The organism is Methylobacterium sp. CM6246 (genome assembly GCF_054818005.1).
On the sequence record NZ_JBTXKY010000001.1, the window covers coordinates 4,331,959 to 4,347,069 of the forward strand.

At 70.8% G+C, this 15,111-nt stretch carries 18 protein-coding genes; 8 read left to right on the forward strand and 10 right to left on the reverse strand.

The genetic code is table 11. The features are described from left to right. The first annotated feature begins 99 nt into the window (after positions 1 to 99). The gene (locus ACYQPG_RS20995; protein ID WP_461231674.1) at positions 100 to 666 is read left to right on the forward strand and encodes a TetR/AcrR family transcriptional regulator; all 567 of its coding nucleotides are present in this window, start codon (positions 100 to 102) and stop codon (positions 664 to 666) included. Here the strand turns inward: ACYQPG_RS20995 and queC are convergent. Both queC and queD read right to left on the reverse strand, forming a co-directional pair. Further along, a complete protein-coding gene (queC, locus tag ACYQPG_RS21000) occupies positions 653 to 1,372 on the reverse strand; it encodes a 7-cyano-7-deazaguanine synthase QueC (protein WP_461231675.1) in 720 nt (239 codons plus the stop codon). The two genes, ACYQPG_RS20995 and queC, sit on opposite strands and share 14 nt — an antisense overlap. Further along, entirely contained in the window at positions 1,362 to 1,718 is a 357-nt protein-coding gene (gene queD, locus ACYQPG_RS21005; RefSeq protein WP_147909053.1) for a 6-carboxytetrahydropterin synthase QueD, read from the reverse strand. The genes queC and queD overlap by 11 nt, the downstream gene beginning before the upstream one ends. Positions 1,719 to 2,168: 450 nt before the next feature. On the opposite strand from queD, the gene ACYQPG_RS21010 reads away from it, so the two are divergent. Further along, a complete protein-coding gene (locus ACYQPG_RS21010) occupies positions 2,169 to 3,209 on the forward strand; it encodes a methyl-accepting chemotaxis protein (RefSeq protein ID WP_461231676.1) in 1,041 nt (346 codons plus the stop codon). Between the two features lie 45 nt (positions 3,210 to 3,254). Here ACYQPG_RS21010 and cobT read toward each other — a convergent pair whose 3' ends face one another. Next, positions 3,255 to 4,292 carry a nicotinate-nucleotide--dimethylbenzimidazole phosphoribosyltransferase gene (cobT, locus tag ACYQPG_RS21015; RefSeq protein ID WP_461231677.1) on the reverse strand — a complete coding sequence of 346 codons (1,038 nt, stop codon included), beginning with the start codon at positions 4,290 to 4,292 and terminating at the stop codon, positions 3,255 to 3,257. Between the two features lie 132 nt (positions 4,293 to 4,424). Between cobT and cobS the strand changes: the two genes are divergently transcribed. The 3 genes from cobS to ACYQPG_RS21030 are packed head-to-tail and all read left to right on the forward strand — an operon-like array spanning position 4,425 to position 6,203. Next, the gene (gene cobS / locus ACYQPG_RS21020; protein ID WP_461231678.1) at positions 4,425 to 5,249 is read left to right on the forward strand and encodes an adenosylcobinamide-GDP ribazoletransferase; all 825 of its coding nucleotides are present in this window, start codon (positions 4,425 to 4,427) and stop codon (positions 5,247 to 5,249) included. A gap of 52 nt (positions 5,250 to 5,301) precedes the next feature. Next, positions 5,302 to 5,514, forward strand: a complete 213-nt coding sequence (locus tag ACYQPG_RS21025) for a DUF1289 domain-containing protein (protein WP_447672062.1) — start codon at positions 5,302 to 5,304, stop codon at positions 5,512 to 5,514. Further along, a complete protein-coding gene (locus ACYQPG_RS21030) occupies positions 5,511 to 6,203 on the forward strand; it encodes a retropepsin-like aspartic protease family protein (RefSeq protein WP_461231679.1) in 693 nt (230 codons plus the stop codon). Before ACYQPG_RS21025 ends, ACYQPG_RS21030 begins: the two co-directional genes overlap by 4 nt. Before the next feature lie 106 nt (positions 6,204 to 6,309). Here the strand turns inward: ACYQPG_RS21030 and dusA are convergent, their stop codons facing one another. Together dusA and ACYQPG_RS21040 are read right to left on the reverse strand one after the other, a co-directional pair. Beyond that, complete coding sequence (dusA, locus tag ACYQPG_RS21035; protein ID WP_461231680.1) at positions 6,310 to 7,326, reverse strand: tRNA dihydrouridine(20/20a) synthase DusA; 1,017 nt, start codon at positions 7,324 to 7,326, stop codon at positions 6,310 to 6,312. A 196-nt stretch (positions 7,327 to 7,522) separates the two neighbouring features. Next, the gene (locus tag ACYQPG_RS21040; protein ID WP_461231681.1) at positions 7,523 to 8,398 is read right to left on the reverse strand and encodes an SDR family oxidoreductase; all 876 of its coding nucleotides are present in this window, start codon (positions 8,396 to 8,398) and stop codon (positions 7,523 to 7,525) included. 332 nt (positions 8,399 to 8,730) lie between these two features. Here ACYQPG_RS21040 and ACYQPG_RS21045 point away from each other — a divergent pair, with 332 nt between their 5' ends. Beyond that, positions 8,731 to 8,913 (forward strand): hypothetical protein, encoded by a 183-nt coding sequence (locus ACYQPG_RS21045; protein WP_147909061.1) that lies wholly within the window; start codon positions 8,731 to 8,733, stop codon positions 8,911 to 8,913. A 40-nt stretch (positions 8,914 to 8,953) separates the two neighbouring features. After that, entirely contained in the window at positions 8,954 to 9,166 is a 213-nt protein-coding gene (locus tag ACYQPG_RS21050) for a hypothetical protein (protein WP_147938455.1), read from the forward strand. A gap of 230 nt (positions 9,167 to 9,396) precedes the next feature. Here the strand turns inward: ACYQPG_RS21050 and ACYQPG_RS21055 are convergent, their stop codons facing one another. The 3 genes from ACYQPG_RS21055 to bchO form a co-directional block, all read right to left on the reverse strand. Further along, complete coding sequence (locus ACYQPG_RS21055) at positions 9,397 to 9,768, reverse strand: hypothetical protein (protein WP_461231682.1); 372 nt, start codon at positions 9,766 to 9,768, stop codon at positions 9,397 to 9,399. Between the two features lie 186 nt (positions 9,769 to 9,954). Beyond that, positions 9,955 to 10,725, reverse strand: a complete 771-nt coding sequence (locus ACYQPG_RS21060; RefSeq protein ID WP_461231683.1) for a gamma-glutamyl-gamma-aminobutyrate hydrolase family protein — start codon at positions 10,723 to 10,725, stop codon at positions 9,955 to 9,957. A 90-nt stretch (positions 10,726 to 10,815) separates the two neighbouring features. After that, positions 10,816 to 11,721, reverse strand: a complete 906-nt coding sequence (gene bchO / locus ACYQPG_RS21065) for an alpha/beta fold hydrolase BchO (RefSeq protein ID WP_147938457.1) — start codon at positions 11,719 to 11,721, stop codon at positions 10,816 to 10,818. A gap of 207 nt (positions 11,722 to 11,928) precedes the next feature. Between bchO and ACYQPG_RS21070 the strand changes: the two genes are divergently transcribed. Further along, a complete protein-coding gene (locus ACYQPG_RS21070) occupies positions 11,929 to 12,075 on the forward strand; it encodes a hypothetical protein (protein ID WP_187278355.1) in 147 nt (48 codons plus the stop codon). A gap of 36 nt (positions 12,076 to 12,111) precedes the next feature. On the opposite strand, the gene ACYQPG_RS21075 is transcribed toward ACYQPG_RS21070, so the two are convergent. Further along, on the reverse strand, positions 12,112 to 13,830 hold the full coding sequence (locus tag ACYQPG_RS21075) for a magnesium chelatase subunit D (protein ID WP_461232495.1): 1,719 nt from the start codon (positions 13,828 to 13,830) through the stop codon (positions 12,112 to 12,114). A 158-nt stretch (positions 13,831 to 13,988) separates the two neighbouring features. Beyond that, the gene (bchI, locus tag ACYQPG_RS21080; RefSeq protein WP_461231684.1) at positions 13,989 to 15,002 is read right to left on the reverse strand and encodes a magnesium chelatase ATPase subunit I; all 1,014 of its coding nucleotides are present in this window, start codon (positions 15,000 to 15,002) and stop codon (positions 13,989 to 13,991) included. Positions 15,003 to 15,111: the final 109 nt, after the last annotated feature.

Consider the following 15,111-nt stretch of genomic DNA (forward strand, 5'->3'; position numbering starts at 1 on the left):
CATTAAGTAGGTAGATCTTTCGGTGGTCAAGTGGCATGTTGGAGGTCGGGCCCCGGACCGTCACACGTTCGCGCGAGCCCCAGAAACGATGTCTGAGCGATGCGCGACACACGGGCCGAGCTGCTGAGCCAAGCCGAGATTCTGGTCCGGGGGCGCGGCTATGCCGGTTTCAGCTACGCCGACCTCGCCGGAGCGGTGGGGATCCGCAAGGCGAGCATCCACCATCATTTTCCCACCAAGGTCGATCTCGGCGCCGCCCTGGTGGCAGCTTACGCGGCGCGCTACGACGACGCCCTCACGGGGATCGGCACCGCGGTGCCGGACGGTCCCGGCCGGATCGCGGCCTATGGCCGGCTCTATCTCGGCGGCGTCGAGCAGGGGCTCGGGTGCCTGTGCGCGGCTTTGGCCATCGAGGGCGAGGCCCTGCCCGAGCGCCTGCGCGCCGACATCGCGGCGTTCTTCGAGACGCATCTCGCCTGGCTGGAGACGATCCTGCGCGCGGGCCAGGCTGACGGCAGCGTCCAGCGTGGCCAGGAACCGGCCGCGCTCGCCCGCTACGTCATCGCTACGCTGGAGGGGGCGCTGCTGATGGAGCGGCTGTTCGCGAGCCCGGCGGCGTTTTCGGGGACGCTGGCGGTGCTGGTGGACGGTCTCAGGCCGCGGTGAACCTTGCGAAGCCGTCCGCCCGCAGCCGGCAGGCCGGGCAGGTGCCGCAACCGTAGCCCCAGGCATGCCGTGCCCCGCGCTCGCCGAGATAACAGGTGTGGCTGTCCTCCACGATCAGGTCGACGAGCGCCCGCTCGCCCAGAGCCTCGGCGAGGCCCCAGGTCTGCGCCTTGTCGAGCCACATCAGCGGCGTGTGCAGCACGAAACGGCGCTCCATGCCGAGGTTCAGCGCGACCTGCAGCGCCTTGATCGTGTCGTCCCGGCAATCGGGATAGCCGGAATAGTCGGTCTCGCACATGCCGCCGACCACGTGCCGGATGCCGCGCCGGTAGGCGAGCGCCGCCGCGAAGGTCAGGAACACGAGGTTGCGACCGGGCACGAAGGTGTTGGGCAGGCCCGACGCCTCGAACCCGATCTCGGCGTCCCGGGTCAGCGCCGTCTCGGAGATTTTTCCCAGCGCTTCGAGCGCGACCGTGTGGTCGTCACCGAGGCGTCCCGCCCAGGTGGGGTCGATGCGGCCCATGCCGGCCCGCAGCACGGCCCGACGATCCAGCTCGACCCGGTGACGCTGGCCATAATCGAACCCCAACGTCTCGACATGGTCGTACCGGTCGAGCGCCCAGGCGAGGCACGTGGCCGAATCCTGGCCGCCGGAGAACAGGACCAGCGCCGAGCGGTCGCCGATGATCGTGTCGTCAGTCGCCATCGTACTCCGCCCAGGACATCGGCGTCTCCGCGACCCGCACCCGGGCGAGCCCCGGCAGATCCGGCCGCAGCCGTTGCCAGATCCAGGCCGCGATATTCTCGGCGGTCGGGTTTTCCAGCCCCTCGATTTCGTTGAGGCAATGGTGGTCGAGCCGCGCCAGCAGCGGCCCGAAGATGCTCTCGATCTCGTAGAAGTCGATCACCCAGCCGGTATGGGGATCCACGGGCCCGGAGACGGTCAGCTCGACGCGGTAGGAATGCCCGTGCATCCGATGGCAGCGATGCGTCGCGGGCACGTTCGGCAGCCGGTGGGCCGCCTCGAAGGTGAAGGCTTGGGTGATGTTCATGGGTCGCGGTCGCAAGGCCGGGCGGTCGGAGCGCCGGAATAGCGCCGACGATAGCCTCCATGCAAAACATGGTTCGACGGAGGCAACCGGCTGACGCGTCTCCATTTCCCCTCGGATCGCCAGCGTCCGCTGTGATGCCCCAGCCTCTCCAGGGCGTGAATGAGCGTGACGTGCCGATGGGCGTTTCCTCTCTGCGTCTGTTTTCCTATATCTATGCAAAGTCGTAGATTTTTCGAAATTGACTTGCTACGATAATAATATTGTGCTGAATTTTAGAATTTCTACCTAACGTGTGACAGCAAGTTGATAATTTGTAGTATAGATATATTATAAAAATCAAATTTTTGACGATACGGAATGACATCATATCGTCTGGCATAAATCATGCTTATTTATTCACGCCAGATTTACTCGATAATATTCCCGTTATGTCAAACGCATGAGGCGGATATGAGCAATTTTGCTGTTGCGGATCTTGTGAACATATCGGCCCAGACATTGAAGAGCCAAGCGACCTCGCATCTGACATCCATTCAAACCATTGCCAGCCGCATGAAGCTGCTGGCTCTGAACGCGCTGATCGAGGCGGCGCATGCCGGCGAGAAGGGGCTGGGCTTCTCGGTCGTCGCCCAGGAAGTCCGCGCCGTGTCGACGCAGGTCGATCGACTGACCTCGATCCTGCGTCTGGACCTGAGTACCGGCGTCGACGATCTGACCCAGGCAGTGAGCCGCCTGACCGACGAGGCTTCCGCCGTCCGCAGCGTGGACCTGGCCCTGAACGCCGTCGAGTTGATAGACCGTAATCTCTACGAGCGGACCTGCGACGTGCGCTGGTGGGCAACGGACGCGGCGGTCGTCGCATGCGGCTCCGACCCGAGCGCGGAGGCGGCCGCCTACGCTACACAACGTCTGGGCGTCATCCTCTCTGCGTACACAGTCTACCTGGACCTGTGGCTGTGCGATTTGGACGGCCGCGTCCTCGCGAACGGCCGCCCCGACACATACCCGGACGTCGTCGGCTCGGAGGTCGGGCGAGAATCTTGGTTCAGGGATGCCGTGACACTGCGGAGCGGCGACGCCTTCGCTGTGGCCGACGTGCGGACCGAGACTCGGCTCCGGGGCGCGCAAGTCGCCACCTACTGCGCGAGCATTCGCGCCGACGGTCGAAGCGACGGCGCGCCACTTGGCGTTCTGGCGATCCATTTCGACTGGCAGCCGCAAGCCAAGGCCATCGTCGACGGCGTCCGGCTAGGGGCCGGCGAGAAGGAGCGGACCCGCGTGATGCTTCTGGACGCGCGCCACCGGGTGATCGCCTGCTCGTGGGGGCAGGGCATGCTGAGCGAGACCTACCCACTTCGCACCGAGGATCAAGCGCAGGGCTATTATCTGAACGAGCGCGGCGCCCTGGTCGCGTTCCACGAGACGCCCGGTTACGAGACCTATCGGGGCATGGGGTGGCGTGGCGTGATCGAGCAGAAATCCATCGCCTGAGACCGGACCTCAATGAGGCGAGCGCGTCGAGGTCCGGTCCTACGCCTACCCGCCGCTCTTCCCTGAAACGCCCGCCTGCGCGAAGGTCGCCATGCCGGTGTGGCAGGCGAGCGCGCCCTTGAGCAGGCCGATCGCCATGGCGCTCCCCGAGCCCTCGCCGAGCCGCATCCCCAGGGCCAGGAGCGGCACCAGGCCGAGCCGCTCCAGCACCTCCGCGTGGACGCCCTCCGCCGAGACGTGGCCGGCCAGGCAATGGTCGAGCGCGGTCGGGTCCACGGCGTGCAGCAGTGCCGCCGCCGCGGTGGCGACGTAGCCGTCGATCACCACCGGGATGCGCTGCAGCCGGGCCGCTAGGATCGCGCCCGCCATGGCGGCGATCTCGCGGCCGCCGAGCCGGGCGAGCACCTGGAGCGGGTCGTCGAGATGGCCGGCATGGTAAGCCAGCGCGGCTTCGACGGCTGCCACTTTCCGGGCGAGCCCATCCTGGTCGACGCCGGTGCCGCGTCCGACCCAGTGGGCGGGCTCGCCGCCGAACAGGGCGGCGTAGAGGGCGGCAGCCACCGTGGTGTTGCCGATGCCCATCTCGCCGATGCCGAGGCAATCGGTGCCGGCGGCCACCGCCTCCATGCCGAACGCCATGGTCGCCACGGTGGCGCGCTCATCGAGCGCCGGGCCTTCGGTGATGTCGCCGGTCGGCATGTCGAGGGCCAAGTCGAACACCTTGAAGCCGAGCCCGTAGGCCGCGCAGATCTGGTTTATCGCCGCCCCGCCGGCCGCGAAGTTGTCGAGCATCTGGCGGTTGACCGCGTCCGGGAAGGCCGAGACGCCCTTGCGCGTCACCCCGTGACTGCCGGCGAAGACGCAGACCAGCGGCCTGTCGAGGCTCGGCGGCGCCTTGCCCTGCCAGGCCGCCAGCCAGGAGACGAGGCTCTCCATCCGTCCGAGCGAGCCCGCCGGCTTGGTCAGGCTCGCGTCCCGGGCGGCCACCGCCTCCTGCGCGTCCCGGTCCGGGCCCGGCATCGCCTTGAGCAGGTTGCGGATGTCGTCGAACGGACCTGGATCAGTCTTGGCGGCGTCGGTCATGGCGGCGATGATTTCCTGTGGGCGCCCGCGAACGGGGAGACGGCGACGTGGCGGGGCGACTATAGTGGTCCTGCGCCGCCCGACCGTTCGCGATCGGCTCGCCCCGCCGGGGGCGGTGGGGGAGTGACCGCGATGGACAGGCAGACCGGCGGGGAGGCCGACTGGCCCGGGCGCGCCGCCCTCTACGACCTCGCCGGGTGCCTGCGGTTCTACTCCCGCCTGCCCATCCCGCAACTGCCCGGCGAGCCCGATCCGCACCGGGTCCCCGATTTCACCGCCCTGCCCCGGATGCTGCCGCTGGCCGGCGTGATCCTGGCCCTGCCCGCCGCCCTGACGCTGGCGGCCGGCTGGTGGATCGGGCTCGGGCCGTTCCTGGCCGCGACCCTCGCGGTGGCCGTCATGGTCCTGGCCACCGGGGCGCTCCACGAGGATGGCCTGGCCGACGTCGCCGACGGCTTCGGGGGCGGCGCCACGCTTGAACGGCGCCTGGAGATCATGCGTGACAGCCGGATCGGCGCCTATGGCGGGGCGGCCCTGGTCCTGGCGCTCGCCCTGCGCATCGGCGCGCTGGCGACGCTCCTGGACCGCGCCGGCTACGCCGCCGCGACCGCGCTCGTCCTGGTCGCCGCCCTGTCGCGGCTCGCGGCGCTCGCCCCGATGGTGCTGCTGCCGCCGGCCCGCCCCGGGGGGCTCTCCGCCGCGGTCGGCCGCCCGGACCGGGGGAGCCTTCGGATCGCCCTCGGCAGCGGCCTCGCCGTCGCGCTGGGAAGCGTTCTTCTCGGCCTGCCGGTGGCCGGCGTCGCGCTGATGATCCCGTGCGCCGGCTTCGCGGTGCTCGCCCTCACCCGGCTCGCCCGAAGCAAGATCGGCGGCCAGACCGGCGACGTGATCGGCGCCTGCCAGCAGCTCGCCGAGATCGCCGCGCTGCTGGCCCTGGTGGCGGCGTTGGCGGATTGATGCGGCATTCAGGGCCTTGATCGGGCCACGATCCGTCGGCCAAGGATCCGCGATGCAGCCCGCGCCCAAACCCTCGTCCCCCTGCACCAAGGTCTGCGTGCTCGACGCCGGCAGCGGGTTGTGCCGCGGCTGCGGTCGGACCCGCGACGAGATCGCCACCTGGGGCGGGATGCCGGAGGCGCGGCGGCGCGCCATCATGGCCGGGCTCGGCGCGCGGCTGCGCGCGGCGGGTTTCATCCCCCTCGAGGAGCCGCTGCCGTCATGATCTATCTCGGGCTCGCCGCCATCGCGCTGGTCATGGCCGTGCTGGTCCTCAGCGACGGCAGCGACACCATCGGCGGCGTGATCGAGCCCGACCACCTCGCCGGGCTCGCCTCGACGGGGGGCATCCTGATCCTGGTGGTCGCCGGCTACTGGCGGCAGATCACGACCTCGCTCGGCCCGAGCCTGCGGGCGCTCCTGGCCTGGGCGCTGATCGGGCTCGCCCTGGTCATCGGTTACAGCTACCGCGGCCAGTTCCAGGGCGTTGGGGCCCGGATGCTCAGCGAACTCCGGCCGGGCTCGGCCGTCTCCGGGCCCGGCGGCGGCGTCACGATCACCCGGCGGGCGGACGGCGACTTCCGGGTTGAGGCCGAGGTCAACGGCCGCGTGCAGCCGTTCCTGTTCGACACCGGCGCGAGCAGCGTGGTGCTGACCGCCGAGAATGCCGCCGCCCTGGGTCTCACCCCGGCGGCGGCCGACTTCACCGCCCGGGTGTCCACGGCCAACGGCATAGCGTATGCGGCGCCGATCCAGCTGGATTCTCTGCGCATCGGCACCATCACCGAGCGCCGGGTGAACGCCATGGTGGCGCGGCCGGGCTCGCTGGCCGGCAACCTGCTGGGCCAGACCTTCCTGACGCGCCTGTCGGCCTACGAGGTCCGAGGCGACCGGCTGATCCTGAGCCCGCCCTGAAGCATCGTTCCAAGAGCCGGCTGCCGCCTTCGGAAAAGACAATGCGGATCAGTGATCTAGCGCATCGTACAGATGCCCGGCACGATACGCTGAGACGGGGCGCCGCTCACGCCGCCCGCGCCTCCGGCACTTCGCGCGAGACCAGGGCGACCGCATCCCGCAGGGTCTGGAGTCCGGCATCGGGCCGCATTCCGTGGGTCGAGAGGTGGCGCCGGAAGGCCCGGGCGCCGGGCCTCCCGTTGAACAGACCGAGCATGTGGCGAGTCACGGCATGCAGACGCTCGCCCCGGGCCAGGACCTCAGCCAGGTAGGGCTCGAACGCTGCCATGGCCGCGAAGGCGTCAGGGACGGGCGCGGCCACGCCGAACAGCTCCGGATCGACGCCGAGCAACAGCGCCGGCTCGGTATAGGCGGCGCGCCCGACCATCGCGCCGTCCACCTCGGCGAGGTGCGCGCGCACCGTATCCAGGTCGCGCAGCCCGCCGTTGACCGCCACCGGCAGGGCGCCGAGCCGCCGCTTCAGCCGTGCGGCGCGGCCGTAATCGAGGGGCGGCACGTCGCGGTTCTCCTTGGGCGACAGCCCCTGGAGCCAGGCCTTGCGGGCGTGGACGATCAGCCCGTCCACCCCCGCGGCCACGACCGCGTCGGCGAGCGCATCCAGGGCCGCCTCGGGATCCTGGTCGTCGACGCCGATCCGGCACTTGACCGTCACGGGAACCGACACGGCTGCCTTCAAGGCTGCCACGCAGTCGCCGACCAGGGCCGGCTCGCGCATCAGGCAGGCGCCGAAGCGGCCGTCCTGCACCCGATCGGACGGGCAGCCGACATTGAGGTTGATCTCGGCGTAGCCGAACTCCGCCGCGATCCGCGCCGCCTGCGCCAGCTCGGCCGGATCCGACCCGCCGAGCTGGACCGCGACCGGATGCTCCTGCTCGGAGAACCCAAGTAGCCGTTCGCGCGGGCCATGCAGCACCGCGCCCGTGGTCACCATCTCGGTATAAAGCCGCGCCCGCGCCGAGAGGGTGCGGTGGAAGGCCCGGCAATGGCGATCGGTCCAGTCCATCATCGGGGCGACGGAGAACCGCCATCCCGGAAGTGCGCCGCAAGTCTCAGCCGCCGTCACGTGTGCAAGATCCGTGTTGACCCGTGTCCTGCCGGCGCCCCGCGCCTCGGGGCGCGGTCGGTGTCTTCCGGTGGATCGAGGAGGAGGCCTGTTGATACCACGGGCGGGCGAGCCTCGAAAAGCGCGCGGGTCTGGGACACCGCCCGGTGGCAAGCCCGGCGGTGTTCCCGGATGCAGAAAGCGGGAGCGGTCCGTCTCAGAACACCGGCATCGCGCCGGCCACGGTGACGAGCGCCCCCGACGTGTAGCTGCTCTCCTCGGAGGCCAGCATCACGTACGCGGAGGCGAGCTCGGCCGGCTGGCCCGGGCGGCCGAACGGCACCTGGCTACCGAAGGATTTCACCGAATCCTGGCTCATTCCGGACGGGATGAACGGCGTCCAGATCGGGCCCGGCAGCACGCCGTTCACCCGGATGCCCTTCTCGGCCAGGAGTTGGGACAGGCTCAGCACCATGTTGCTCAGTGCGCCCTTGGTCGCACTATAGGCCATGAGGGACGGCATCGGATGCTTGGAATTCACCGAGGAGGTGAAGATCACCGACGCGCCGGGCTTCAGGTGGGCGAGCGCCGCCTTGGTCACGTAGAACGGGCCGAACACGTTCGTGCGGAAATGGTCCTCGAAGATGGCGTCCTCGATGGCGTCCAGGCCCTGGTTCGGCTGCTGGAACGCGCCGTTGTTCACAAGCACGTCGAGGCGTCCGAAGGTCTCTGCGGTGCGGGCCACGATCGAGCGGCCGTAGGCGGGATCCTTGAGGTCGCCCGGCAGCAGCAGCGCGCGCCGACCCGCCTTCTCGATCCAGCCGCTCACCGCCTCGGCATCCGCCTGCTCGTCGGGCAGGTACGAGATAGCGACGTCGGCCCCCTCGCGGGCGTAGGCGATCGCCACCGCGCGGCCGATGCCGCTGTCGCCACCGGTGATCAGCGCGACCTTGCCGGTGAGCTTGCCCGCGCCCTTGTAGCTCTCCTCGCCGTGATCGGGCTCGGGCGCCATGCGGCCGGTCTTGCCCGGAAAGCTCTGCGGCTGCGCCTCGAACGGCGGACGGGGATACTTGTGCAGGGGATCTGTGGTCATGCGGGGTCTCGCGTTGGGTTATGGGTCCAACGATGGCTCGACCGGGGTGTTCCTGTGCCGCGCCGACGCGCCGATAGGGACAGAGACGCGGGGACATCGAGCAGCAACAGGCGCTCCCCATTCTACGGCCCGAGGGAGGGCGCGCCATGATCGTGTTGCAGTCTGAGGCTCGCATCGCACGCAGGATCGATCGCGCCCTGCTCGGCGCCGCGATGCTGGCGCTCACCTTCGGCCTGGCCGCGGGCCTGTGGGGCGTGCTCCAGTGAGCTCCGCGCCGGGCGCCGCCCGCTCTACGGCGGATGCGGGAGCATCATCCTGAAAGGCGGCCACCGGTGTTCGGCAAAAAGCCGATGCGCATCAGAAAGCCAGCGTATCGTACCGGTTCCAGTACCCGGCACGATGGGTTAGGCCGGCCCGCGATGGGCCGGCCTGATCTCGATCGCACCGCCGTCGTGCTGATCTGCGCGGGCCTCGTGCTGCTCGCGCTGGCGCAACTGTTGGTCGGGTTCCCGTGATGGGCCGCTGGGTCCTCCGGCGTGGACGGGAGCGGGACCGATGCTGAACCGCGCCATCGTGGCCGTGACCCTGGTCGCGGTGGCCGCGTTCCTGGTCTACCTGGCGGGTCTCGCCCGCGAGGCCCTGTCGCCGAACCAGACCTACGCGGCCAGCATCGGCCTGACCCTCGATCAATGTGTGACGGCCCAGGACGGCCTCTCGGACGCGGAGGCGCGCGCCTATTGCCGGCGGCCGGTGCCGAAGCGGCCGTGAGGCGCGGATGCGAACGCCGCTCGGGCTCGTCAGGGCCGATGCGGAGGACGAAAGGCCGACCGACGGAAACAGAAGGCCATACTTACTCGGCCTTTTGCCGAATGCGCCAGATCCTTGATGCGAGGCCCTCGCTCGACCGAGCCGGGATCCCTGTCGGCGGCGAGCGCTTGCAGTCCTGAGCGGACCGCGAAGCCATCGACGAGCCGGCGGCCGCCTTCCGGAGCGATGCTTTAGCTGCCGAACTTGTAGTTCAAGCCGAAGCGGCCGAGCACGCCCTCGTTCCGGAAGCGCGCCACGTAGGCGCCGACGCCCGGTCCGACCGCCACGACCGGGACGGTGCGGCGTCCGAAATCGTAGTACAGCGCCTTGCCTCTGAGGGTCACGGCGTTGGTGTGGAAGATATTGAACGCCGAATCGGTGGGCAGGGCGAACTCGATGCCGCCGCCGACGGCATAGCCGGTCTCGACGCGCGAGCTGCCGCCGTCTGGAAGACGCCGCGGCAGGTCTCGCCTGCGTAGGCGAAGCCGCCGGTGCCGTACACGAGGGTGCGGTCGAAGGCGTAGCCGACGCGCCCGCGCAGGGTCCCCGAGCGCGTTGCCCATCTGCCGGACCGTGCTGATCCCGCCCAGACGCCCGGTGCTGCTGTTACTAGATCAAAACAAAAGCGTTTCGCGGTGTGGTCAATTTGCTTTCTGCAGTAAATGCGTTCGCAGCAGCGCGATATCGAAGGGTGCCGGCCTGATCGGCGATGCCGATAGTGGGCCGTCGCAGGGTCTATCCAACGCCTCTCATCGTGAGGCCCGCCTCCGCGCCGTCGCAGCCCCGAACGCCGCAAACAACGCCCGGTTGATCGGGTTGGTCGCGGCGTCGTGCTCCGGGTGCCATTGCACGCCCAGGGCGAAGCCCGGCGCGTCGTGGATGCGGATCGCCTCGATGGTGTCGTCCTCGGCGATGCCTTCGATCACGATACGGGCGCCCGGCTTCAGGATGCCCTGGCCGTGCAAGGAGTTCACCCGGATCGTCTCGCGCCCGAGCAGCCGCGCGAAGGCGCCGCCCGGGGTGAGGCGGACCGCGTGGCGGTCGGCGAACACCACTTCGAGGTCCGGGTGAATCTCGCCGTTCTCGAGCCGTGGCATCCGGTGGTTGAGGCGCCCGGGCAGGTTGCGGATCTCCGGGTGCAGGCTGCCACCGAAGGCGACGTTCATCTCCTGAAACCCGCGGCAGATGCCGAACAGTGGTACGCCCCGCGCCACGCAGGCCTCGATCAGCGGAAGCGCCGTCGCGTCGCGGGCCTCGTCGTAGGGCTCGTGGGCGGGGTCCGCCGCGGTGCTGAACCGGGTTGGATGGACGTTGGCGCGGCCGCCGGTGAGCAGGATGCCGTCGACCGTGTCGAGGAGGTCGCCGAGATCGGTGATCCCGGGGCAGCCGGCGAACATCAGCGGCAGGGCCTCGGCCACTTCGGCCACCGCCCGGAGGTTGTTCTGGCCGACGATCTGTGCCGTGAACCGGTTGTCGAGCAGGCGCGCGTTTCCGATGACGCCGATCACGGGTCTCGCCATCGTCCCGGCCACTCCTTCATCTTGGCCTCGCCGCAGGCCCTGTACCTTGCGGTTGGCTCTACGACCCACGCAAACCCGGCGCCAGTCCCGTCAGACGCCGAGAATGCCCGCGGCCCGGGCCTCCTCGTGCAGCACCTCGGCGACCCGCTCGGGAGCCTCCTCGTGCGCGAGATGGCCGAGCCCCCGGATCAGCGCGACGCGGGCGTCGGGCAAGCGGTCGCGGACCGAGAAGGCGGTGTCGGGTCGGATCGCCCGGTCGTCGCCGCCGACGATCAGCAGGGTCCGGGTCGTGAGCTCCGGCAGCGCCCGGTGCAGCCCGGCCAGGTCCCAGTTCGCCATCATGCCGAGGGCGCCGCGGACGTGCCCGGCCCGGGCGAACAGGCGCCTGTAGAGATCGACGCCCTGCGGATCGAGCCGCGAGCCCGTCCCCTCGATCAGCTTTTTGGCCGCCGACCGGTCCGCCGTCCAGGCGAAGATCCTCGGCGTGAACGGGTTGAGGAACAGCAGCCTCGCCATGCCGGGGAACAGCAGGCTCGCCGCCCCGGGCAACGGCGCCAGCGCGCCGTTAAATGCCGCGAGCAGGCGCGGCGCGATCGACCCGTCCAGGCACATCCGCGCCAGCACGGCCGCCCCAGCCGAGTGACCGGCCGCCACGATGGGCGGGCGTCCGAGCACGCCCACGAGCCCCGCCACGGCCCTGGCCATGCCGGGCAGCGACAGGTCGGCGTCCGGCAGGGGATCGGTGAAGCCGTGGCCCGGAAGGTCCGGGGCGATGACGAAGTAATCGTGGGCCAGGAGCGGTGCGAGCCCGCGCCAGGAATGGGTGGCCGCCCCGGTCCCGTGCAGGAGCAGCAGCACCGGCGCCTCGGGCCGCCCGAACTCCTGGACATGCCAGCGCAGGCCCGCCGCCTCAACGAAGCGGCTCGCGTCCCGATGCGGCCAATCCCGGCCCTCGACTGCCCAATCGGGCCGGTCGGCGTCGCGGGGCCTCAGCACCGGCCATCGTTCCGCGACGCACCAAAGGTAGCTATATGGATCATGGCTGCGCTATCGTTCTGGGTTGGAAATATTTCGTAAAGCACTGAGAACGCATGCGGAAATCGCATGCCACCGCTGCCGCAGCCTGGATTGCTGCGACGCAGCATCGAGAGCATCAAAGGGGCGAACGCAGGCACCGCGCATCTCTCACCGTTGGAACCGGCCATGATCGTCTTCACCTCCTCGACCCATCACTTTGCCAGCTCGACCAACGGCCGCTGGAGCTTCCGAGGCCTGTTCCGCGAGATGCTGAACGCCTGGATGTCCCACAACCAGCGCGTCGCCGATCTCGGGGCCGGGTACCACCTCTGATCCTCGACCGGGTTCGGCCTCGCCCAACCTTTCTGCTCAGAGCGCGGCCCGTACCGCGGCGCTGAGCAGGCCGGCATCGGCCCGCGGCAGCACGAGATAGCGGGCCGCCATCGCCTCGGCGACCGCCCGGGCGCCTTCGCCCCGGGCCCCGGTATCGATCACCAGGGCCGGCAACCCGGCCGCCCGGAGCGCCCGGCCCGCCTGCAGGGCTTCGGCCCCGGCCCGGGCCCGGCCGCCCTCCCCCGAGCGTGCCACGTTGGCGCGTCCGTCAGTCAGCAGCACGATGACCGGTCGGCTTCCGCTCCGGCGCACGCCGAGCGCCACGTTGAGTGCCGCATCGATCCCGGCGGCCAGCGGCGTCCCACCCCCGCCCGGCAGGCCCGAGAGGCCGCGCTTCGCCCGGGTGAGCGAGCGGGTCGGCGGCAGCACCAGTTCCGCACCGCTGCCGCGGAACGCCACCAGGGCGACCCGGTCGCGTCGGACATACGCCTCGGCCAGCAGCAGCTCGACCGCGCCCTTCGCCTCGGCCAGCCGCTCCAGGGCGGCCGAGCCCGAGGCGTCGACGCAGAACACCGTCGTGGTCTCGGTCCGCTGCCGCAGGATCCGGATCCGCAGGTCGTCCCGCCGGACCACGATCGGGCGGGTTTCCCCCTCCGCCCGCCGCAGCGTCTGCCACGGGGCCGCCGCCCGCAGGGTCGCCAGCAGGTCGAGGCGCCCGCGCCGCGGATCGCCCCGCCGGCTGCCGATCGGCCGCCCGGTGCGGGACGCCGCCGGCTGGCCGACCCGCCCGGCCTTCGCGGCCGAGAGCCGTACGCCCCCCGCCAGCAACTGATCCAGGAGGTTTGCCGGGATCGCCGTGCGCACCGCATCGAGCACGCGGTCGTCGGCCGCCTCGGCGGGGGCGGGATCCGTCGCGTCTTCCGCGGCAGCCTGGTCTTCCGCGGGCGGGGGCGGAGGTGGTGCCTCGGCCTCCTCGGGTGGCCTGTCCTCCGGCATGGGCAGCCGCGTGGCCCGCGGCGCCAGGACCAGGCGAGCCGCCATGGTGAGCTCGGCCGCGCCGACCGGGTTCCCGGCTGCCAGGGACCTGGCCACCCGGGCGGCCAGGATCGGCCCGCGCAGGGAGGCGACGCCGAACGCCTCCGACAATCGGCACAGTACGCCGAGCGGGTCGGCTTCCGGGGCGCCGGGATCGGACTCCGGATCGACTTGAGCGGCATCGCAATCCGCGAGCCCGACGCCGCTCAGGTCGATCCGGAAGGCCAGGCGGTCGGCGAGGGACTCCGCCACGGTCTCGTCGCCTTCGCCCTCGTCGAGCAGCACGAGGCCGAAGCGCGCCGGCCGCTCCGACGCGGTACCCGCGTCGAGGGCGGCGGCCAGGCGGGCCGCGACGCCGGAGGGCAGCCGCTCGGCCATGGGCACGACGATCAGCCCGCCATCGGCCTCGGCGAGCAGGCCGGTCCGCGCCATCGGCCGGCCGGCCGCGAGCGTCGCGGCGAGGTCGAGGCCGCCGAGCAGGCCGTCGTCGCCGATGCCCGGCGGCAGCCTCCGCCAGGGCGTGCCTGTGGGGAGCAACACCCGCACGTCATCGAGCCAGCGGTCGCGTACAAGCCCGGGCCCCGCCCGCACCACCGCGCCGCCGCATCCGCTCGGGTCGGCGGCCAGGAGGCGTGCGGCGATGCAGGCTTCGAGCCAGGTTTTTTTTGCCGTTTTCGCCTTTCCTCCCCCCTCTGCGGGGGAGGATGGCCCTCGCGTCAGCGAGGGTCGGGAGAGGGGAGCGCCGCTGCCGGAGGAGCCGCGACGGGTCTCGCATTCTGAGCCGACGCGCTGCCCCTCTCGCGGGACTTCGTCCCGGCCCCCTATGCTGCGCAGGGTACCCTCCCCCGTAGCGCGGGGAGGGAGAGACGGCGGCTCCGTCACGAGAACACCTCCGCCAGCGCCCGCTCGACCCGGGCGGTCGAGCCAGATTCGTCCAGCGGATTGCGTCGCAGGCGATGGCGCAGGGCGGCCGGGGCGACCCGGCGGATGTGGTCGTCCGTGACCGAACCGGCGCCGTCGAGGGCCGCCAAGGCCCGGGCCGTGCGCATCAGGGTCAGCTCGCCGCGCAAGCCATCGGTGCCGAGCGCCAGGCAGAGCTGAGCGGCGCGCTCCAACGCCGAATCCGGCACCGTCAGGCCCGGCAGGCGTTCCCGGGCCAACAGGATCTTCTTCCGGATGGCGGCCTCGTCCCGGGCGCGGGCGGCACAGAACCCCTCGGGGTCGCGCTCGTAGGCGTCGCGGGCGCGCACCACCGCGATCCGGGTGGCGATGTCCCGCGGGGTCACGACCTCGCAGGCCAGCCCGAACCGGTCGAGCAGCTGCGGGCGCAGCTCCCCCTCTTCCGGGTTGCCGGAGCCGACCAGGACGAACTTGGCGGGGTGGCGCAAGCTGAGGCCCTCCCGCTCCACGGTGTTGATCCCGGAGGCCGCCACGTCGAGGAGGAGATCCACCAGGTGGTCCTCGAGGAGGTTCACTTCGTCAATATACAAAAAACCGCGATTGGCCCGGGCCAGCAGCCCCGGCTCGAACGCCTTCACGCCGGCGCCGAGCGCCCGCTCCAGATCGAGGGTGCCGACCACCCGGTCCTCGGTGGCGCCGAGCGGCAGGTCCACCACCGGCACCGCCGTCTTGTGACTCTTGCGCGGGCCCGGCGTGGCCGCGCAGTGCGGGCAGGCTTCGGCCGGGCTGTCGGGGTCGCACCGGTACGGGCAGCCGACCACCGCCCGCATCGGCGGCAGCAGGGCGGCCAGCGCCCGAATCGCCGTGGACTTCCCCGTGCCCCGGTCGCCGAACACCAGCACGCCGCCGATGGAGGGATCCACCGCGGCGATCAGCAGCGCCTGGCGCATCTCGTCCTGCGCGACGATGGCCGAGAAGGGGAAGGTTGACACGCGGTGACTCGATGCTGCTGGGGGATCCGATCCACCCCCCTCATCCTGAGGTGCCGAAGCGCAGCGAAGGCCTCGAACGAGACCTCCGGGGATCGGGTCGCCGGCTTGA

What these genes read in the sequence shown, in the direction of transcription:
- ACYQPG_RS21040 (WP_461231681.1), bottom strand. Translation starts at nt 8,398, where the DNA reads ATGACCACAGATCCCCTGCACAAGTATCCCCGTCCGCCGTTCGAGGCG.
- queC (WP_461231675.1), bottom strand. Translation starts at nt 1,372, where the DNA reads ATGGCGACTGACGACACGATCATCGGCGACCGCTCGGCGCTGGTCCTG.
- ACYQPG_RS21070 (WP_187278355.1), top strand. Translation starts at nt 11,929, where the DNA reads ATGATCGTCTTCACCTCCTCGACCCATCACTTTGCCAGCTCGACCAAC.
- ACYQPG_RS21030 (WP_461231679.1), top strand. Translation starts at nt 5,511, where the DNA reads ATGATCTATCTCGGGCTCGCCGCCATCGCGCTGGTCATGGCCGTGCTG.
- queD (WP_147909053.1), bottom strand. Translation starts at nt 1,718, where the DNA reads ATGAACATCACCCAAGCCTTCACCTTCGAGGCGGCCCACCGGCTGCCG.
- ACYQPG_RS21025 (WP_447672062.1), top strand. Translation starts at nt 5,302, where the DNA reads ATGCAGCCCGCGCCCAAACCCTCGTCCCCCTGCACCAAGGTCTGCGTG.
- ACYQPG_RS21060 (WP_461231683.1), bottom strand. Translation starts at nt 10,725, where the DNA reads ATGGCGAGACCCGTGATCGGCGTCATCGGAAACGCGCGCCTGCTCGAC.
- cobT (WP_461231677.1), bottom strand. Translation starts at nt 4,292, where the DNA reads ATGACCGACGCCGCCAAGACTGATCCAGGTCCGTTCGACGACATCCGC.
- ACYQPG_RS21050 (WP_147938455.1), top strand. Translation starts at nt 8,954, where the DNA reads ATGCTGAACCGCGCCATCGTGGCCGTGACCCTGGTCGCGGTGGCCGCG.
- cobS (WP_461231678.1), top strand. Translation starts at nt 4,425, where the DNA reads ATGGACAGGCAGACCGGCGGGGAGGCCGACTGGCCCGGGCGCGCCGCC.
- ACYQPG_RS21010 (WP_461231676.1), top strand. Translation starts at nt 2,169, where the DNA reads ATGAGCAATTTTGCTGTTGCGGATCTTGTGAACATATCGGCCCAGACA.
- ACYQPG_RS21055 (WP_461231682.1), bottom strand. Translation starts at nt 9,768, where the DNA reads ATGGGCAACGCGCTCGGGGACCCTGCGCGGGCGCGTCGGCTACGCCTT.
- ACYQPG_RS20995 (WP_461231674.1), top strand. Translation starts at nt 100, where the DNA reads ATGCGCGACACACGGGCCGAGCTGCTGAGCCAAGCCGAGATTCTGGTC.